The following is a 16,029-nucleotide window of genomic DNA, read 5'->3' on the forward strand; positions in this document are numbered from 1 at the left end:
ATTAACCATACATGGGAGGGCGATAAAAAGAACTGGCAATACGGTGTTTATTTTTCAGGATATAAAGCTGTACTTTTTCAGGTTTAGTCAACTTGATGGAAACTAACGCACTCATGCTTAACATTGATTGAGCACTACATACACTTATTGGACAGCTACATTCTTGGTTGTTTGTTGCATCATCATCGCAACAATCCATGTTCATCATACCTGCCGACATGCCATGGTGCATATCAACAGCATCAGCTGGTTGTGACTGAGATTGGCTCATATGCGGCATTTCGCACAACATAGTTACAGACGCAACAGCTTGACCCACTAAAGTGAGTAACAAAACTATGGCCAATAAACTAAGGTGGATACGTTGCAACACAATGCCTTTTTAAATTAGGTTCTAGGTTCTAGGTTCTAGGTTCTAGGTTCTAGGTTCTAGGTTCTAGGTTCTAGGTTCTAGGTTCTAGGTTCTAGGTTCTAGGTTCTAGGTTCTAGGTTCTAGGTTCTAGGTTCTAGGTTCTAGGTTCTAGGTTCTAGGTTCTAGGTTCTAGGTTCTAGGTTCTAGGTTCTAGGTTCTAGGTTCTAACGAAGTTTATGATAACTACTTAGTTAATACAAACTTTTAACTACTTTTTATATTTTTTTTTATTAAGCTGCTCGCGGCGATGGCAAATAAACAATAACCGGTGAAATACCAAAAACCAGTACCAAGTTCGGCGTGCATGTTGATCAGTTCACTCACTTGGCCATCAGCATTACCGCCAAGATAAGCCACAATTAATGCAATTACAAACACATCCACCATACTCCATTTACTCAAGCCAATAATGACGTTGCCAAACTTGTACTTAAACGACGTCTCCTTCAGTGCACAATATAACAATTGAAGCAGCAGCTTAATTGTTAGGATCACCATAGAAAAAAACGCCACTAATATCGCCACTAAGTAATTTTTGTTATCGGCCAGTTCAGTCACAGCGCCCCAAATACTGCGTGTTTTTTGATAAGCGCTGATCTCACCCTCAAGCCTGTCTAACCCCAGCATACCCGAGACCATCATTAACATATTTCGGGTGTTTTGATTTCCTTCATCTGCCAGCATTTCAATGCCAGCTTGTGCAAGTTTTGATTTATCAATTTTCCCCTCCATACTCAGCACCGGCTGTGTTACCCCGGGAATTAATAAAGCTAAAGCAATTAAAATAGTCGTGATCGGTAAAAATATACGCATGGTGTAATACTAAGTAAGGTCAATATTTACCAATCATACCCAAACGTCTCGCGTTAGTCTTGCTCAATAATGGTGGTTAATAGCTCATCGGCATATTGGCGCGCATCCAGCATGGCTCTAAATACCAGTTCTATATTTGATGCAGGGCGAATAATCTCTAACAATTTTGTAGCTAGTTGCCAGTTATCTTCCTCTACTGCTTTTATTAAATGTAATGAGCTGCCCATCATGCCATCAAAACTTAATAGTGCACCAGATAACTCAGCACCTAAACTAAACTCTTTGGCAATAGCTTCCAGTTTCATATCTAAAATAGCATCAAGCACCGACATTAAACCGACTAAATAACCTTGCTCAGCAATGATTTTTCCGCCGGGTTCTAAAATTATTTGCATAAACTGCGCTCGGTTTAGCCCTAAACGAGTAAGTTCACTGGGTTTGTCTGAGCCAAGCTCGCTGAGCGCTAAAACGCGTACAAACTTGCGAATAGAATCTTCCCCCAAATACACAACCGCTTGGGGAATTGACGTGATCACTAAGTTTTTATTGGCTGAGCGAGCATTTACTAATTTAAGAACACGTGCAGTTAAACCCACATCTTTGGAAATGCGTTGGTTAATTTCATTAAAATCTAAGTCAGGACGTGATGTGCAACGCAATAAATCTAACACTGCTAATTTCAATGGCTCAACATTGTTGTAGCTAAGCATTTCTGGGCGTGCAAAAAAGAACCCTTGAAAGTAATCGCAACCAACTTCTTTTAGTTGCTTAAATTGCTCATAGGTTTCAATTCGCTCTACCACTATTTTAACATCAGGGTGATTGCGTTTTAATTTTTTAAGCAGCATGCAGGTTTTTATTATCGGCATTTCAACTTCGAGTTTTATATAGTCAACCAAACTGAGCAAAGGTTGCCATTTTTCGTGAGTGTCATAATCATCAAGTGCAAATATGTACCCTTCCTTTTTAAGCTCTATAACCCGCTCTGCAACCTGTTCTATGTTTTCTGTGCGCTCAACAATTTCAATCACGGTATTTTTAGGCTCTAATAACTTAGGTAAGTCCTCTAAAAGCCCCTCGCTAGATAAGTTTATAAACGCAGTTTGACCAAGCGCCAGCTTTTCAATGCCAACCAGCATTAGCGCATTAAAAAAAGTCGTCCAGTGGCTTGCCCGTCGGTTGTTCCCATGGGAAAGGCATTATTGACTGAATCTCGATAAAGTAACTCATAAGCAAAAATACTTTTATCACCATTAAAAATGGGTTGCCTAGCAATATACTGAGTGACCAAAATAGATGAATTTTTTACGACTTGGTTATTTGGCATTACCCTTCCTGTTTAACAGTGATGTCATCGTTGTTTTTAATCAGTATAGTGAAACTGTAAACACTCGCAGCTATTTTCACTCATCAAAGAATAAATAGGTTTAAATTAGTACCCTTGTTTTTTATAAGGCTTTATACCCAAAGATTAGAGTTATAAGGTATAATAGAGCACTAATTTTTATAAACTCACAAGAGCCATCTTCCATGAGCATTGAAAAAGCCTTAATAACGCGTAGTAACAACCAATGTGAACTCTGCACAGCAACAGACAATTTAACTGTATACGAAGTCCCTCCTGTTATAGAAGCTCATTCAGATAAATGTATTTACACCTGTCAAACATGTAAAGATCAAATTGAAGGCAGCAGCGACTTAACCCCTACCCATTGGCATTGTTTAAATGACAGTATGTGGAGCCAAACACCGGCGGTACAAGTTGTTGCTTATCGGATGCTGACACAACTCGCTGCTGACAACGGCTGGGCACAAGACGCGCTTGATATGATATACCTTGAAGAAGACACTTTAACATGGGCCCAGCAAGTTCTGGCTGAAGATGATGATATTAAGCATATTGATAGCAATGGCGTAATACTGCAAGCTGGCGATACCGTCACCTTAATAAAAGACTTAGATGTAAAAGGCAGCAGCTTAACGGCTAAGCGTGGTACTGCTGTGCGCAATATTGGCTTAACCAGCAACCCAGAACATATTGAAGGGCGTGTTGATGGACAACGTATTGTAATTTTAACCAAATACGTTAAAAAGTAGCTTAAAAGCGCCAAAAAAATAAACAAATTTTAAGCCCAGCTAAACTGGGCTTTTTACTGTCACTCGTCAACTAACTGCTCACTGCGATAAAAGCCAGTAGGCTTGCTTAACAAGTTTACTAGTTCAGGCAACACGTTATCCATTGCTTGCTTCAATTTCCATGGTGGGTTTATCACTATCATTCCAGAGGCGGTCATACCATGTACATCTGTATCAGCCTCGGTTGCTAGTTCAAATAATTGGATGTTTCTAATTCCCGCGTCAATTAACCCCTGTTCCATGTTATCAATGCGCTCTCTATCTACAACCGGATACCAAATCATATAGGTACCCGTGGCAAAACGTTGATGCGCCTTCACAATGGTTTCTACCACCGTATTGTAATCGTCTTTTATTTCATAAGGCGGATCTATTAGCACACATGCCCTGCGTGAGGCCGGTGGTAACAAGCCAACTAAGCCGGCAAATCCATTTTCACCACGTACCCGAATAGAGCGTTTGCCTTGCATGTTTTCTTCAAGTAAGACTAAATCTCGCGGGTGTAATTCAAAAAACCAGCCCTTATCCTGACGACGTAAAAAGTGTTCAGCAATTTTTGGTGAACCGGGGTAAAACATCAAAGATGAACTTTGATTAAATGATTTTATTAACTCAATATAGTCATTTAGAGCTCTATGTTGACTGGTATGCTGCCAAAGTTTTTCAATACCATCTTGGTATTCTTGGGTTTTTTGCGCGTCTGGGGCTGCCAGCTCAAAAAAACCAGCACCCGAATGGGTATCAATATAATCAAGCGGCTTGTCTTTAGTTGTTTGATAGCCTAATACCTGCGCTAATACTAAATGTTTAAGTACATCGGCAGGATTACCTGCATGAAAGGAGTGTCTGTAACTAAGCATTATTTATTTTCGCCATACGCTGTTTAATAAAATGAGTGAACCATAAGCAGCAAAAGCAGGTGCTTACGTGAACAATTTCTGAATGAAAAAGCCAATAGCATGAATTATCCCTTAACATAGAATAAAAATCACCTAAAACCAGCGTAAATGCTGGCAAATAAACACACTTTGCTTTACATTTGCATGACATTAATTACAGTTATATGAGCGCATTTATGAACAACGACACTCTTTCTCAACTCGAACAACTGATCGATCAACTAATTACCCGTAATAATACCTTACAAGCTGACATTTCAGAGCTTAAAGAACAAAATAACAAACTACTTGATGAAAATGAGTTATTACAATTAGAAGCCCTTGAAAACGAAGAAAAACAAAAAGATGCGAGTACCACCTTGTCATCATTGTTAGATAAATTACAAAGCGCACAACAGGCAAGCTAATGTCTGAGCTGCAAAACCAGCGAGTCACTGTTGAATTGCTTGGTAAAGAGCAGCAATTTGCTTGTCCACCTGGGCAAGAAGAGGCACTAAAGGCGGCCGCTAAAAATCTGAATGATTTAGTTGAACAAATGAAACAACGTTCAACAGTCAGAAACGATCAAAACGCATTACTTATGGCTGCTTTAAACTTAAGCCACGAATTGCTTGAAGCAAACAATCAAAAAACAGTTGAGCAAGAGTATCAAGATCAACTTATTGATAAGCTGAGTAAATACTTAAGCTCTAACGCTGAGCACACTAAATAAAAGCGCATTTTGCGCTTTTATTGTTTTTACCGTCAAAATACAGCTAGAGATAAAGATGCAACTATTTTTAAATAAAGCTCAAAAAATAGGTAAGTGCTTACTACCTTTAATTTGCTTGTTTGTGCATGTAAAAAGTGATGCAGCCATTGAGTTTCAACCGTTATCAGCTAATATTCAATTTATTAAACAACCAGAAAGACTGCGCTTTTACGACTCTAACCAAGTATTAATTGAAGGCAATGAATGTGCATTACTTGTTGATGCCAGTGGCAACTTCGCGGCAGTAGAGCAATTAGTAAAGGCGTTAAAACAACGTTTAAAAGTGCCTTTATGTTATTTAGTGGCTACCCACTTTCATGACGACCACTTACTGGGCATGGCGGTTTTACAACATTATTATCCAGATGCAAAACTCATTGCGCACCAACAAGTGACAAACAATTTTTCGCGTTATCAACACGCCTTAACTGACAAGCTGGAGGGATTCGAAAAAAGCATTGAGCTGAGCTATCAACGATTAGCCACTCTACCTGACGCAGAGCAAGCTCAATGGCGAGAAAAGCTCACCCGCGCTAAAAAACGCTTATTTCGCTGGCAAAACTATCAATTAGCCCCCGTTAACATAAGCATTAGTGACTCTAAAACATTAGACTTAGGTGACTATAAGCTTACTATAAACCCACATCAGGCACACACCAATGGCGATTTAACACTACTCGCTGACGAGGGTAAAACATTAATTGGGGGTGATATTATCGACTGGCTTCCCTACCCCGGTCATGGTGAGCTCGTGCAATGGCAAAATTTATTAAAAAAATATATAAACAATAATACATTGACAGTGTTTATTCCCGGACATGGTGATTTAGTTAATAAAAGTAAACTAAAACAGTCACTCACATTTTTACAAACCATTACGGGACATGTTAAAAACAACCCCGATGCCAGTATTGAGCAATTACTAAAAAGCTTCCCCAGCGAGGCTCTGAAACCTTATCAGCAGGATCCACTTAATATAAAATCAAGTAACTTATTTTTACAATCGGGATTACTTCGCGCCAAAAGCATCGCCAACTAAAAAATCGGTTGCCCACTTATAAAATGCATTAAATAATTCACCTTAAGTTTATAAAGCGCACTATTTCACGTAAAATTGTTTTTAATTTAGCTAACACTCAAAGAGACATGCATGCAAATCAGTAAAAACTCGGCCGTTGAATTTCATTACACCCTAAGCGAAGCCGGTGAACAAATAGAAAGTAGTCTAAACGATGCGCCATTAAGTTACATTCACGGCAGCGAAGGCATGCTACCTGGTTTAGAGGCAGCCCTTGAGGGCAAAGCCGCGGATGATAAATTTAGCGTTACGTTATCTCCAAGTGAATCATATGGTGAGCGTGTAGATGATTTAATTCAGCGCATTCCACTTAAGCACCTTCAAGGTGATGTAAAAGTATGGAAACCAGGCATGACTGCGATGGTGCAATCAAATCAAGGTCGTCACCAAGTAACTATTGTAAAAGTAGGCCGCTTTAATGCCGATTGTGATTTAAACCACCCATTTGCGGGCAAAACACTGACCTTTGACGTTGAAGTTGTCTCAGTTCGTGAGGCCACCAGCGAAGAGGTTTCTCATGGCCATGTTCATGCTGAAGGCGGTTGCGGCCACGCACATTAATTAGTAATTAAAGGAGTGAGTATGTCAAAAGTTGCAATAGTCACCGGTGGGACTAAAGGTATTGGCTTTGCTGTAGTAAAGCGATTATTGGCAAGTGGCTATCAGGTTCATAACTTAGATATTGAGCCCAGTGAGTGTGGCATTTTTCATCAATGTGATGTTAGTAATGTGACCGCCGTACGCCAATGTATACAAGGTATTATTGAAAAAACACAACGAATTGATGTACTTGTTTCTAACGCTGGTAAGCATTTAAGTGCCACGATAGAGCAAACCGATGACCAGACATTCGATGCGTTACTGGCACTTAATGTTAAAGGTGCATACGCGGCTATACAAAGCGTATTACCGGCCATGAAAGCACAACAAAATGGCGCTATTGTGTTAATTGCCTCAGATCAGGCCATTATTGGTAAGCAAAATTCATTTGCTTATAACTTAACTAAACATGCATTGGCTTCGATGGCTAAAACCACTGCATTAGACTACGCCAGCTACAATATCCGCGCTAATGCAGTGTGCCCTGGCACCATAGAAACACCGTTATTTCATAATGCGATTGATGCATACTGCAAAAAAAGCGGCGCAAACAAAGCCGATATTGTGGCAGAAGAAGCCGCTTTACAACCGCTTAATCGTTTAGGCCAAGCCGATGAAGTTGCCGCACTGGTAAACTTTTTAGCCAATGATGAAGCCAGTTTTATTACTGGTAGCTTACAACGTATTGATGGCGGCTACACAGCGCAATGAGTACTAAAATTATTGACCCGCATCTGCATTTTTTTAATTTGCTGGAGGGTCAATATGCGTGGCTACAAGGTGCCAACCCACCTGTTTGGCCTAACCTAGATAAAATAAAACAGCCGATAAGCGTTGCCGAACTTATAAAAAGTACTGACTTTAAACTCGCTGGTTTAGTACACATAGAAGCGGGGTTTGATAATGATCAACCCGTTAATGAACTAAACTGGTTAGCCAAACACATTAAAAGCATACCTTATAAAGCCGTTGGCTTTGCACAAATTAACCAGCCAAATAGCGCATTTAATATAGCACTTGAGCAACTAACACATTCGTCTCTTGTAGGTATAAGAGACATCACTGAGGGTAATGATGCCACGCGTTTACTCAGTCCACATTGTATTGATAACCTGCGGCATTTGAGTCAATTAAAGCTGCATTTTGAAGCGCAATTTGAAGTAGAAAACCTCAACATCACCAAACAGCTCATCTCTTATGCTAGCCAAATTACTAATTTACAAATAATCGTTAATCACGCGGGACTTGCAAATAATATAACTGATTGGCAACGCGCTATTGAATTACTCGCACAACAACCGAATATTGCAATTAAGTTTTCTGGGTTTGAATTACTAACACTTAATAATGAGCAGCAAGTGCACTGCTTTGCCCATATTTTAAAGCATTTTGGTATGCACAGAGTGATGCTTGCAAGCAACTTCCCTGTTTGCCAAATTAATAGTAACTACAATACGTTATGGCATTATTATCACACTCTATGCCACGATGCGCTTACATGGCAGTACCTGAGTTACAAAAATGCAGCGCGCCTCTATCAACTCTAAATGAAAACCGCTATATTTAGCCCAACAGTTTAAAAAACGAGCATGCGTATGGCTATTGTTAATTCAGCTTCTTTTAAATACACATTACTCTCTTTATCACTAGCGACTATACTCAGTGGCTGTGGCGGTAGTAGTGGTGGTGATGGTGGTAGCGATAATAATACTAACCCAACCACAAATAACAGTGGCTGGACTTCTGGTGTATTTGCCAGTTCAGGACAATTTAAAGGTCAATGCCAAGCAAGCAACGAAAAAAACTGGCTGCGCGCTTGGAGTAACGAAACCTATTTATGGTATGACGAAATTATTGATACCAACCCTGCATTAACAAATGGCGTACTTGCATACTTTAATACTTTAAAAACTGAGCAGTTAACCGATTCGGGCGCAAAAAAAGATAACTTTCACTTTAGCTTGCCAACGGATGAGTGGCAAAAAAAAAGTCAATCAGGACTAAGCTTTGGTTATGGCTTTAACATAAAAATAATAGCCCGCAGTGCGCCGCGCCAAGCAATTGTTAGTTACGTGGAGCCAAACACGCCAGCCAGTAACCAAAGTATTTTTCGGGGTTATGAGCTTATAGCAATTGATGGCGTTGATTTTATTAACACCACCTCAGCAAGTGAGGTCGGTATTATTAATGCAGGCTTATTCCCCGAGCAAACTGGTAAAGCTACCGAGTTTATCTTTCGGGATATCAATACCAATGAAAGTCGAACCATAACGCTGACCTCGCAAAACATTGAATCACAACCCGTGATGAATGTACGCACTGATTTAGAAAATGGCGATGTCGGTTACTTTCAATTTAATAGTCACAACGCAGTAGCCGAAACACAGCTTTATAATGCCTTTAACCAACTTGCTGCCAGTAACATTAAAGATCTCGTTATTGATGTGCGCTATAACGGCGGTGGTTTATTACAAATGGCCAGTCAAGTAGGCTACATGGTAGCGGGCAGCAACACCCAAGGCAAAATATTTGAGCGCACCATTTTTAACGATAAGTACCCCAATATCAACCCGATAACTGGGAAAGCACTGACACCCATGCCGTTTACAAACCGCTATGTTGGCTTTGAAAATAACCCTGCAATAACCGTAGGCACTCCATTACCAACATTAAATTTAGACCGGGTATTTGTACTTACTACCAGCAGTACCTGTTCAGCTAGCGAAGCAATTATTAATGGCTTGCGTGGTGCAGATGTAGACATTATTCAAATAGGCTCAGGCACCTGTGGCAAGCCCTATGGCTTTTACCCTACCGATAACTGCGACACTACTTATTTTTCCATTCAATTTACGGGCGAAAATAACCAAGGGTTTGGTGAGTATTCAGATGGCTTTGCACCGCAAAATACCATTGATGATGAACGCCAGCCAGTGCGTATTGCAGATTGTGCTGTTGCCGATGATTTTACTAACCCCCTAGGTGATGCAAGTGAAGCACTGCTTAATACCGCGCTTAGCTATAGAGCAACTGGCAGTTGCCCAGCCCCAAGCTCGATAAACAGTATTCGTGGTTTTGCACCAGCTATTGCCACCGATATACCCGAAGTGAAAGATACGCGCATTCAAACCATGCTAAAACAAAACACCATTCTTAACGATAACATGAGATAAGTAATGAACACATTATTAGCAATAAGCATGACAGCAGCGATGCTAGTGTTAACAGGCTGCCTAGCACAAAGCCCCGAACCCACGCCTAAGTTGCAACATGCGTTATTGATTGAACCAAGTAGCAGTAAAGTCGCCAATGCCATTGCGCAGCTATTGCATAGCTCACAGGTACAGCTAGCAGACGATGTTTTTATAACCTCAAGCACTGTCACTGTTGAGCGATTGAACCACACTGACCCTCAAGGTAATCCTATTATGGGCAAGCAGCTTAATATGCCGGATCAATTTGAACTAATGATTAAAAATGAGCGCTGTTTTGTTCGCCACCTTGATAGCAAAGCCACCCAGCCGTTGCCGGATGTAAAGTGCAAAATTAACAACTAGGGGCTTCGAGCTTCGAGCTTCGAGTTTCGGGTTTCGGGTTTCGGGTTTCGGGTTTCGGGCAAGATTGTCGCGCTGTGAATGGGATAAAAATAGCTTTAAATTTTGGCAACGCTGAAGTAGATAAACTTAATGAGCAGCGAGCTGGGGGCAGCTCGCTTCTCGTAGCTCGGCACTCCCGACCCGAAGCTATTTAATCTCTACGCGTTGTGAGCGCATCACAATTTCATCGTTAAGCTCAATGCCAAGTCCTGGCTCTTCTGATACTTCAAAAAAGCCATTTTTAGGTTGTGGATCTTGTAAACAAAGCTCCCTGTTCCACTTTTTAATCGCGTAAGTGTGATGCTCATGAATTAAAAAGTTAGGGATCGCTGTTTCTAAATGCAGTGCTGCCGCAGTTGCGACCGGCCCACCACATACGTGCGCCTGAATACGCACATCAAAAATATCAGCGTAATCACATACTTTTTTAGTTTCAGTAAAGCCACCACATAACCCAATATCGGGCTGTAATACGTCAATACTTTGATCCTCTAAATAAGGACGCACACCCCAACGGTTATATAAACGCTCACCACCGGCAATAGGTACAGCGACTTTGTCAGCCACTTTGGCATGTAATGAATGATTTAAATAATTAACAGGCTCTTCAAAGTACATGCAGTCAAATTCTTCTGCAATTTTGCCAATTTGAATTGCTGATGTTGCACCCGGTAAACTGTGACATTCAAAAATAATATCCACTTCGTCACCCACCGCTTCACGAATAGCCTGCATACGTGCACGATATAGTTTCATTTCAGCTCGAGAAATAATATTTGTGCGGTCGTAATAGGTATTGCCGTCTTTATCGTATTGAATGGGGTCAACTTTTACTGCATCGTAACCCTCAGCAATCGCTTTAAGTGCCGCTTCTGCATATTCTTGTGGTTGTACCAGCGCTTTAAATTCACTATCCCAATCAAATTGTAGCTGTGATGCATAGGTGCGTAGTTTGTCGTTAACTTTGCCGCCCAGTAATTGGTACACAGGTAAACCAAGTGCTTTACCTTTTATATCCCAAAGTGCGGTATCAATGGCACTCATTGCAGCGTAAACCACCGGCCCACCGCCCAAACCCCAAAAACTTTCACGTAACATGCGCGACCAAAGCTTTTCGGTTTGAAACGGGTCATGGCCAATTAAAAAGGCATCGGCCATTTCTTTGATCATAGCCGCTGCGGCACTGTGGCCTAAATCGTATGCAAGACCTGCTTCACCCACACCACTAATTCCTTCATCGGTATGAATTCGAACGAATACCGGTGTCCATGCTGGACGTTCTGGGCAATGAATATCAAAGACTTCAACGCGATTTACTTTCATAAAAATTCCTTATTAACCATCGTAGGTTATGTTGCAAAACTTGGGTCAAGACGATACGCTTTTCGTAACATAGCAGGCCATGCTAACTGCCCTCCGGTGCTGCCGCTGTGAACCACGTTCGCTTGGTTATAAATGTTATCAATAATAGCTTGCGGCACAGCAATCGCTGCTTGTGCACTTGATTGAATGGCTAGCTGTATTTCACAGGCACGTTGTAAATCGTAAAAGCGCATAAATGCATCGCCGACCGTTGGGCCCACAGTTAAACCACCGTGGTTAACCAGTAGCATATGATTGGTGGTGCCTAAGTCTGTTTGTAAGCGTTTGCGCTCATCATTATTCACCGCTAAACCTTCATAGCCATGGTAAGACAATGAGGGTAATGAAAACATCGAATACTGGCTTAGCGGTAACAGCCCTTGTTTTTGTGTTGCAACCGCAATGGTTTCTTTGGTGTGCAGGTGTATAACGCAATGGGCATCCTCACGTACTTCATGAATAGCGCTGTGAATGGTGAACCCTGCAGGATTAATATCAAACGGTGTATCGTCAATAATTCGACCATTTAAATCTACTTTGACTAAGTTAGATGCGGTGATCTCATCAAATGTTAAACCAAAGGCATTGACTAAATAGTGATCAGTACCCGGTAGGCGAGCAGAAAGATGCGTATAAATTAAATCTCCCCAACGAAAATAATCGACCAATCGATAACATGCAGCTAAATCAACACGTAGTTGCCACTCTTGTTCTGATACTTTATTTTTTAAATCGAGCTGGGGTAAATCAAACATAACTAACCTTTTAAAACACAGCATAGCGCTAGTGATTGCAGATGTTTAGAAGTCTAAATGAGTATTGGTACGATGGCAATCACCAAATAAAAAAGCCACACAAAAGTGTGGCTCTTATTTAAGTAGCGTTAGCGATTATTGTACTTTTGATAGGTAATCGGCAATCGCTTCAAACTCTTCATCAGTTACAGTTGCAACCATGGCTTTCATGGCCATAGACATACCGCTATTACGTGCACCTGACTTGATATATTGCATTTGCGCAACTAAATACTCTTTGTTTTGACCATTTAGTTTAGGGTACATCGCCATAATAGGTGCTTTACCCTCTGCACCATGACATGTTTGACAGTTTTTGGCTGTGTAAAGTGCAGCGCCGTCTGCAGCGGCTGCTGAAAATGAAAAACTTGCGGCTAAACTAATACCCGCGCCTAATAAAAGTGTTTTTATCTTGCTCATTGTATTTACTCTTCTTTTAACGGTTAAAAAAACGGTTGTGATAATTGTAGTCAATAAATCTTTAAAAAGCATACGTCCTTGATGAGGTTTGACGATCAATCAGAACAAATACACGTATCCCTCGCAACGGTAACATTAGCTTGTCCCAGCTGAGCAGGTACTTAATAACAGCTTACCAAATTAGATCGTCTGGCACTTCAAAATCAGCATACGGATCGTCTTCATCTTTGGCTTTGTTCTCAGGTTCAACATGAAAAACAATATATTTTTCATCAACCTCAGCCACTTTGCGTGCAGGCTCGTCATCTAATACATAAAATAAGCCTTCTAACACACAAATAGCCAAGCGACCGCCCGATAACGCCTTTTGCGTTTGCTCATTAACATCAAGTCCTTTTACTTTATTCTCATAAGTAAAGTTAAAGGTGCGTTCACCACGAATGGACTCTTGATTATGATGCTCTAAAATTTGTTTAACACGCGCTACTTGCTCGCGCTGCTTTAACTCTTCTTGGCGCGCTTTATTAAGCTCTTCGGCTTTTTGCTGCTGCTCCTGCTTAGTTTGCTGAATATGCTTTTGCAGATCATTTGGGTTGCTCGTGGCTCCCTTCTTTTGCTTTTTTTGTTGCTTGCGCTTTTCTGATTTAGCAACTTTAGCTTTATGTGATGTTGTTAAACCTGCTTGGAGCAATTGCTCTTGTAGTGACCCCATGGCGTGTTCCCACTAAAAACGAATATTAACGTTATTTTAATCACCAACGAGCATAAATAACAGCGCTATCGGTATTAATCTAACAAACTGTTAAAAACAAAGCGTGATTTAGCGCAATAAAGATTAATTTATGAAAGTCTTGTTAGTTTTGCATATAATACAGCACAACTAATAAGCAATGTAAATGATAGCTAATGCGCTTACCTCACTTACTGATTTGTTCTATTTTTATTTTTTTTGTTTTATACGCACCACAGCCATTATTGAGTTTATTTGCCACTGAATTTAATGTAGCCCCTGCCATTGCGGGCAGCCTAATGACAGCCACTATGCTCCCTTTAGCCATTGCCCCTTTAGTGTACGGACTTTTTTTAACCAAGCGAAACCCTTTATTAATATTACGCTTTGCTATGCTACTACTGGGTATCGGATGTTTATTGTTTATTTTTGCCCCGAGCTTTGAATTACTATTATTGGTTCGTTTTTTACAAGGGTTAACCTTGCCCGCAGCACTAACCGCCATGACAAGCTATATTGGCATTACTTATCAAGCAGATATATTACAAAAGAACATGACTTTGTATATTGGCAGCACGATTGTCGGTGGCTATTTTGGTCGTGTTTTGGCGGCGCTTTTTAGTGATTTTTGGTCATGGCAAAGTTTTTATTATTTGATTGCTAGCATGTTAATAATACTCGCGTTCAGTATTCCCCATAAACGCTTTAATCTCGCCAAATCAGACCAAGTATTATCGCCATTGGATTACATAAAACAGCTTAAAAAGGGCTCAGCACTTAAACTATATGGTGCCATATTTTGTATGTTTTTTTGTTTTGCCGCACTATTAAACTACTTGCCCTTTATTTTAAAAAATACCTTTTTAATTAATAATACTCGCGATATTGGCTTGGTTTATAGTGGTTATTTAATCGGTGCTTTAGCCTCATTTTTCACCCCTTGGTTATTAAAAAAAATGACCTCAGCTTGGTACTTGTTGGTTGCGGTGTTCGTGTTTTACAACCTCAGCATTGTGCTATTGATGAGTCATTCACTGCCCTTATTTTTGATTGCATTTACGCTATTTTGTGGCGCTATGTTTGTGATTCATTCCACTGCAGCACCCTTGGTTAATAAAATTAGTCACGCCCCGGCCAGTGTTACCAATGGCTGCTACGTCTCATTCTATTACAGCGGCGGCGCACTAGGATCATTATTGCCTGGTATCGTTTATCAAGCACACGGGCAAACCGCGTTTATGGTAACACTGCTCACAGTTTGCTTATGTGGGCTGGGGCTTATTTTGTGGGCTCAGCGAGAGGGCAAAAACATTACTCGAGGCTGATGCTCTGTAAAATCAAAAAAGCGTAGCAAATTAGCCTTAGTGAGTAACCATGTTTGAGTATTTTCAAACGGATGACAATGAAATAAGTCGCCAAACCAAATATCTTGATCAAGCCAAAGTGTTACATCTCGTTGCTTATCATTCATTAAGCTGAGCATCGATACACAACCCGGCGCTACCTTAAGGTATTTCGCTAAGCGCTCATTAGAAGCAAACCCTAAACGCGATAGACCTTGCTGTTTAGAAAGTGATTTTAAATCGAGCTGTTTATCATGGGCGGTGATCACTAAAAAATGGCGTTGACCTTCGTTATCACGTAAAAATAAATTTTTTAAACGTGTTCCGGGGCGGCTTACCATCAGTTCATCGGCATCTAGACTACCCTGTAATGCTGGATGTTCAATCACGTCATATTCAATATTTAGTTGAGCTAACACAGCCGCTAACTTTTGTTTATCCACCAACATACTACAAACAACGTCCTCTTAATTGCACACTTAAATCACGCCATAGCACTTCGTTTATTTCATGTTTATCAGTACAGTAGTCACGCTGGGCGAGCTCTTTATTAAGAAACTCTACCGCTTGATCTTCTAACTGCAATTTTAATACACTCGACTCTTCAAAATGCTCTTGCTCAGCAAAATGCTTTATATCGCTTCGGGTTAGCTTTTTATTAATATTAATTTGCTCACGGCTTTTAGCCTTTACAGAAACAACATAGGCAAACAGCTTATTGCCTTGCTCATCGAGCGTATCATAAAATTGTTTATTATTAATTTCGTATGGTGGCTCTTCAACCGAGCTGGCGCAGCCAAAAAGAAAAACCATGAAAACTAAAGCGTATCTTTTCATTTTATATTGTCGTTTTAGTAAATATTGGCCCAGTTTAACAAAAATTAGCGAAAACAGAAAAATTTGTGAAAAAATACTTGACCAAAATCGGAAAAATATTTAAAGTTTGTACGCTTAAGACTCAGCATTTAAGCATTTAAGCATTTACAGCATATGTAAATAGGAATGTGGGGCTATAGCTCAGCTGGGAGAGCGCCTGCCTTGCACGCAGGAGGTCAGCAGTTCGATCCTGCTTAGCTCCACCATTTTCCTAGGCTT

At 40.5% G+C, this 16,029-nt stretch carries 19 protein-coding genes, 1 tRNA gene and 1 pseudogene; 11 read left to right on the forward strand and 10 right to left on the reverse strand.

Annotation, left to right across the window (positions count from 1 at the left end; genetic code table 11):
* Window position 1: 1 nt before the first annotated feature.
* The 3 genes and pseudogenes from AC6H44_RS13575 to AC6H44_RS13585 form a co-directional block, all read right to left on the reverse strand.
* A complete protein-coding gene (locus tag AC6H44_RS13575; RefSeq protein WP_500736132.1) occupies window positions 2–373 on the reverse strand; it encodes a hypothetical protein in 372 nt (123 codons plus the stop codon).
* 243 nt (window positions 374–616) lie between these two features.
* Complete coding sequence (locus AC6H44_RS13580; RefSeq protein WP_500736133.1) at window positions 617–1,225, reverse strand: paraquat-inducible protein A; 609 nt, start codon at window positions 1,223–1,225, stop codon at window positions 617–619.
* 53 nt (window positions 1,226–1,278) lie between these two features.
* Window positions 1,279–2,552, reverse strand: a pseudogene (locus AC6H44_RS13585) (EAL and HDOD domain-containing protein).
* A 203-nt stretch (window positions 2,553–2,755) separates the two neighbouring features.
* Here AC6H44_RS13585 and AC6H44_RS13590 point away from each other — a divergent pair.
* A complete protein-coding gene (locus AC6H44_RS13590; protein WP_500736135.1) occupies window positions 2,756–3,322 on the forward strand; it encodes a PhnA domain-containing protein in 567 nt (188 codons plus the stop codon).
* 59 nt (window positions 3,323–3,381) lie between these two features.
* Here the strand turns inward: AC6H44_RS13590 and AC6H44_RS13595 are convergent, their stop codons facing one another.
* Entirely contained in the window at window positions 3,382–4,221 is an 840-nt protein-coding gene (locus AC6H44_RS13595; RefSeq protein WP_500736136.1) for a 23S rRNA (adenine(2030)-N(6))-methyltransferase RlmJ, read from the reverse strand.
* Window positions 4,222–4,436: 215 nt separating this feature from the next.
* On the opposite strand from AC6H44_RS13595, the gene AC6H44_RS13600 reads away from it, so the two are divergent.
* The 8 genes from AC6H44_RS13600 to AC6H44_RS13635 all read left to right on the forward strand — a co-directional run bounded on the left by AC6H44_RS13600 (window position 4,437) and on the right by AC6H44_RS13635 (window position 10,246).
* Complete coding sequence (locus AC6H44_RS13600; protein ID WP_500736138.1) at window positions 4,437–4,667, forward strand: DUF904 domain-containing protein; 231 nt, start codon at window positions 4,437–4,439, stop codon at window positions 4,665–4,667.
* Window positions 4,667–4,972 carry a cell division protein ZapA gene (locus AC6H44_RS13605; protein WP_500736140.1) on the forward strand — a complete coding sequence of 102 codons (306 nt, stop codon included), beginning with the start codon at window positions 4,667–4,669 and terminating at the stop codon, window positions 4,970–4,972. The genes AC6H44_RS13600 and AC6H44_RS13605 overlap by 1 nt, the downstream gene beginning before the upstream one ends.
* 55 nt (window positions 4,973–5,027) lie before the next feature.
* Window positions 5,028–6,050: an MBL fold metallo-hydrolase gene (locus AC6H44_RS13610; protein WP_500736141.1), complete on the forward strand. Its 1,023-nt coding sequence runs from the start codon at window positions 5,028–5,030 to the stop codon at window positions 6,048–6,050.
* 111 nt (window positions 6,051–6,161) lie between these two features.
* Complete coding sequence (locus AC6H44_RS13615) at window positions 6,162–6,650, forward strand: FKBP-type peptidyl-prolyl cis-trans isomerase (RefSeq protein ID WP_500736142.1); 489 nt, start codon at window positions 6,162–6,164, stop codon at window positions 6,648–6,650.
* 21 nt (window positions 6,651–6,671) lie between these two features.
* The gene (locus tag AC6H44_RS13620; RefSeq protein ID WP_500736143.1) at window positions 6,672–7,400 is read left to right on the forward strand and encodes an SDR family NAD(P)-dependent oxidoreductase; all 729 of its coding nucleotides are present in this window, start codon (window positions 6,672–6,674) and stop codon (window positions 7,398–7,400) included.
* Window positions 7,397–8,236, forward strand: coding sequence for an amidohydrolase family protein (locus AC6H44_RS13625; protein ID WP_500736144.1), 840 nt, complete (start codon window positions 7,397–7,399; stop codon window positions 8,234–8,236). Before AC6H44_RS13620 ends, AC6H44_RS13625 begins: the two co-directional genes overlap by 4 nt.
* A gap of 48 nt (window positions 8,237–8,284) precedes the next feature.
* Window positions 8,285–9,862, forward strand: a complete 1,578-nt coding sequence (locus AC6H44_RS13630; protein WP_500736145.1) for a S41 family peptidase — start codon at window positions 8,285–8,287, stop codon at window positions 9,860–9,862.
* 3 nt (window positions 9,863–9,865) lie between these two features.
* A complete protein-coding gene (locus AC6H44_RS13635; RefSeq protein WP_500736146.1) occupies window positions 9,866–10,246 on the forward strand; it encodes a hypothetical protein in 381 nt (126 codons plus the stop codon).
* A gap of 186 nt (window positions 10,247–10,432) precedes the next feature.
* Here the strand turns inward: AC6H44_RS13635 and AC6H44_RS13640 are convergent, their stop codons facing one another.
* The 4 genes from AC6H44_RS13640 to AC6H44_RS13655 all read right to left on the reverse strand — a co-directional run bounded on the left by AC6H44_RS13640 (window position 10,433) and on the right by AC6H44_RS13655 (window position 13,573).
* Complete coding sequence (locus AC6H44_RS13640; RefSeq protein ID WP_500736148.1) at window positions 10,433–11,608, reverse strand: mandelate racemase/muconate lactonizing enzyme family protein; 1,176 nt, start codon at window positions 11,606–11,608, stop codon at window positions 10,433–10,435.
* A 26-nt stretch (window positions 11,609–11,634) separates the two neighbouring features.
* Window positions 11,635–12,402 (reverse strand): class II aldolase/adducin family protein, encoded by a 768-nt coding sequence (locus AC6H44_RS13645; RefSeq protein WP_500736150.1) that lies wholly within the window; start codon window positions 12,400–12,402, stop codon window positions 11,635–11,637.
* Window positions 12,403–12,537: 135 nt separating this feature from the next.
* Window positions 12,538–12,861: a c-type cytochrome gene (locus tag AC6H44_RS13650; RefSeq protein WP_500736151.1), complete on the reverse strand. Its 324-nt coding sequence runs from the start codon at window positions 12,859–12,861 to the stop codon at window positions 12,538–12,540.
* Between the two features lie 172 nt (window positions 12,862–13,033).
* Entirely contained in the window at window positions 13,034–13,573 is a 540-nt protein-coding gene (locus AC6H44_RS13655; RefSeq protein WP_500736152.1) for a DUF2058 domain-containing protein, read from the reverse strand.
* A gap of 194 nt (window positions 13,574–13,767) precedes the next feature.
* Between AC6H44_RS13655 and AC6H44_RS13660 the strand changes: the two genes are divergently transcribed.
* The gene (locus tag AC6H44_RS13660) at window positions 13,768–14,916 is read left to right on the forward strand and encodes an MFS transporter (RefSeq protein WP_500736153.1); all 1,149 of its coding nucleotides are present in this window, start codon (window positions 13,768–13,770) and stop codon (window positions 14,914–14,916) included.
* Here the strand turns inward: AC6H44_RS13660 and AC6H44_RS13665 are convergent.
* The gene (locus tag AC6H44_RS13665; RefSeq protein ID WP_500736154.1) at window positions 14,883–15,383 is read right to left on the reverse strand and encodes a prolyl-tRNA synthetase associated domain-containing protein; all 501 of its coding nucleotides are present in this window, start codon (window positions 15,381–15,383) and stop codon (window positions 14,883–14,885) included. The two genes, AC6H44_RS13660 and AC6H44_RS13665, sit on opposite strands and share 34 nt — an antisense overlap.
* Window position 15,384: 1 nt before the next feature.
* Entirely contained in the window at window positions 15,385–15,771 is a 387-nt protein-coding gene (locus AC6H44_RS13670; protein WP_500736155.1) for a hypothetical protein, read from the reverse strand.
* A gap of 169 nt (window positions 15,772–15,940) precedes the next feature.
* Here AC6H44_RS13670 and AC6H44_RS13675 point away from each other — a divergent pair.
* Window positions 15,941–16,016, forward strand: a tRNA-Ala gene (locus AC6H44_RS13675).
* The last annotated feature ends 13 nt before the right edge of the window (window positions 16,017–16,029 follow it).

This window comes from Pseudoalteromonas sp. TAP-3C (assembly GCF_059888565.1).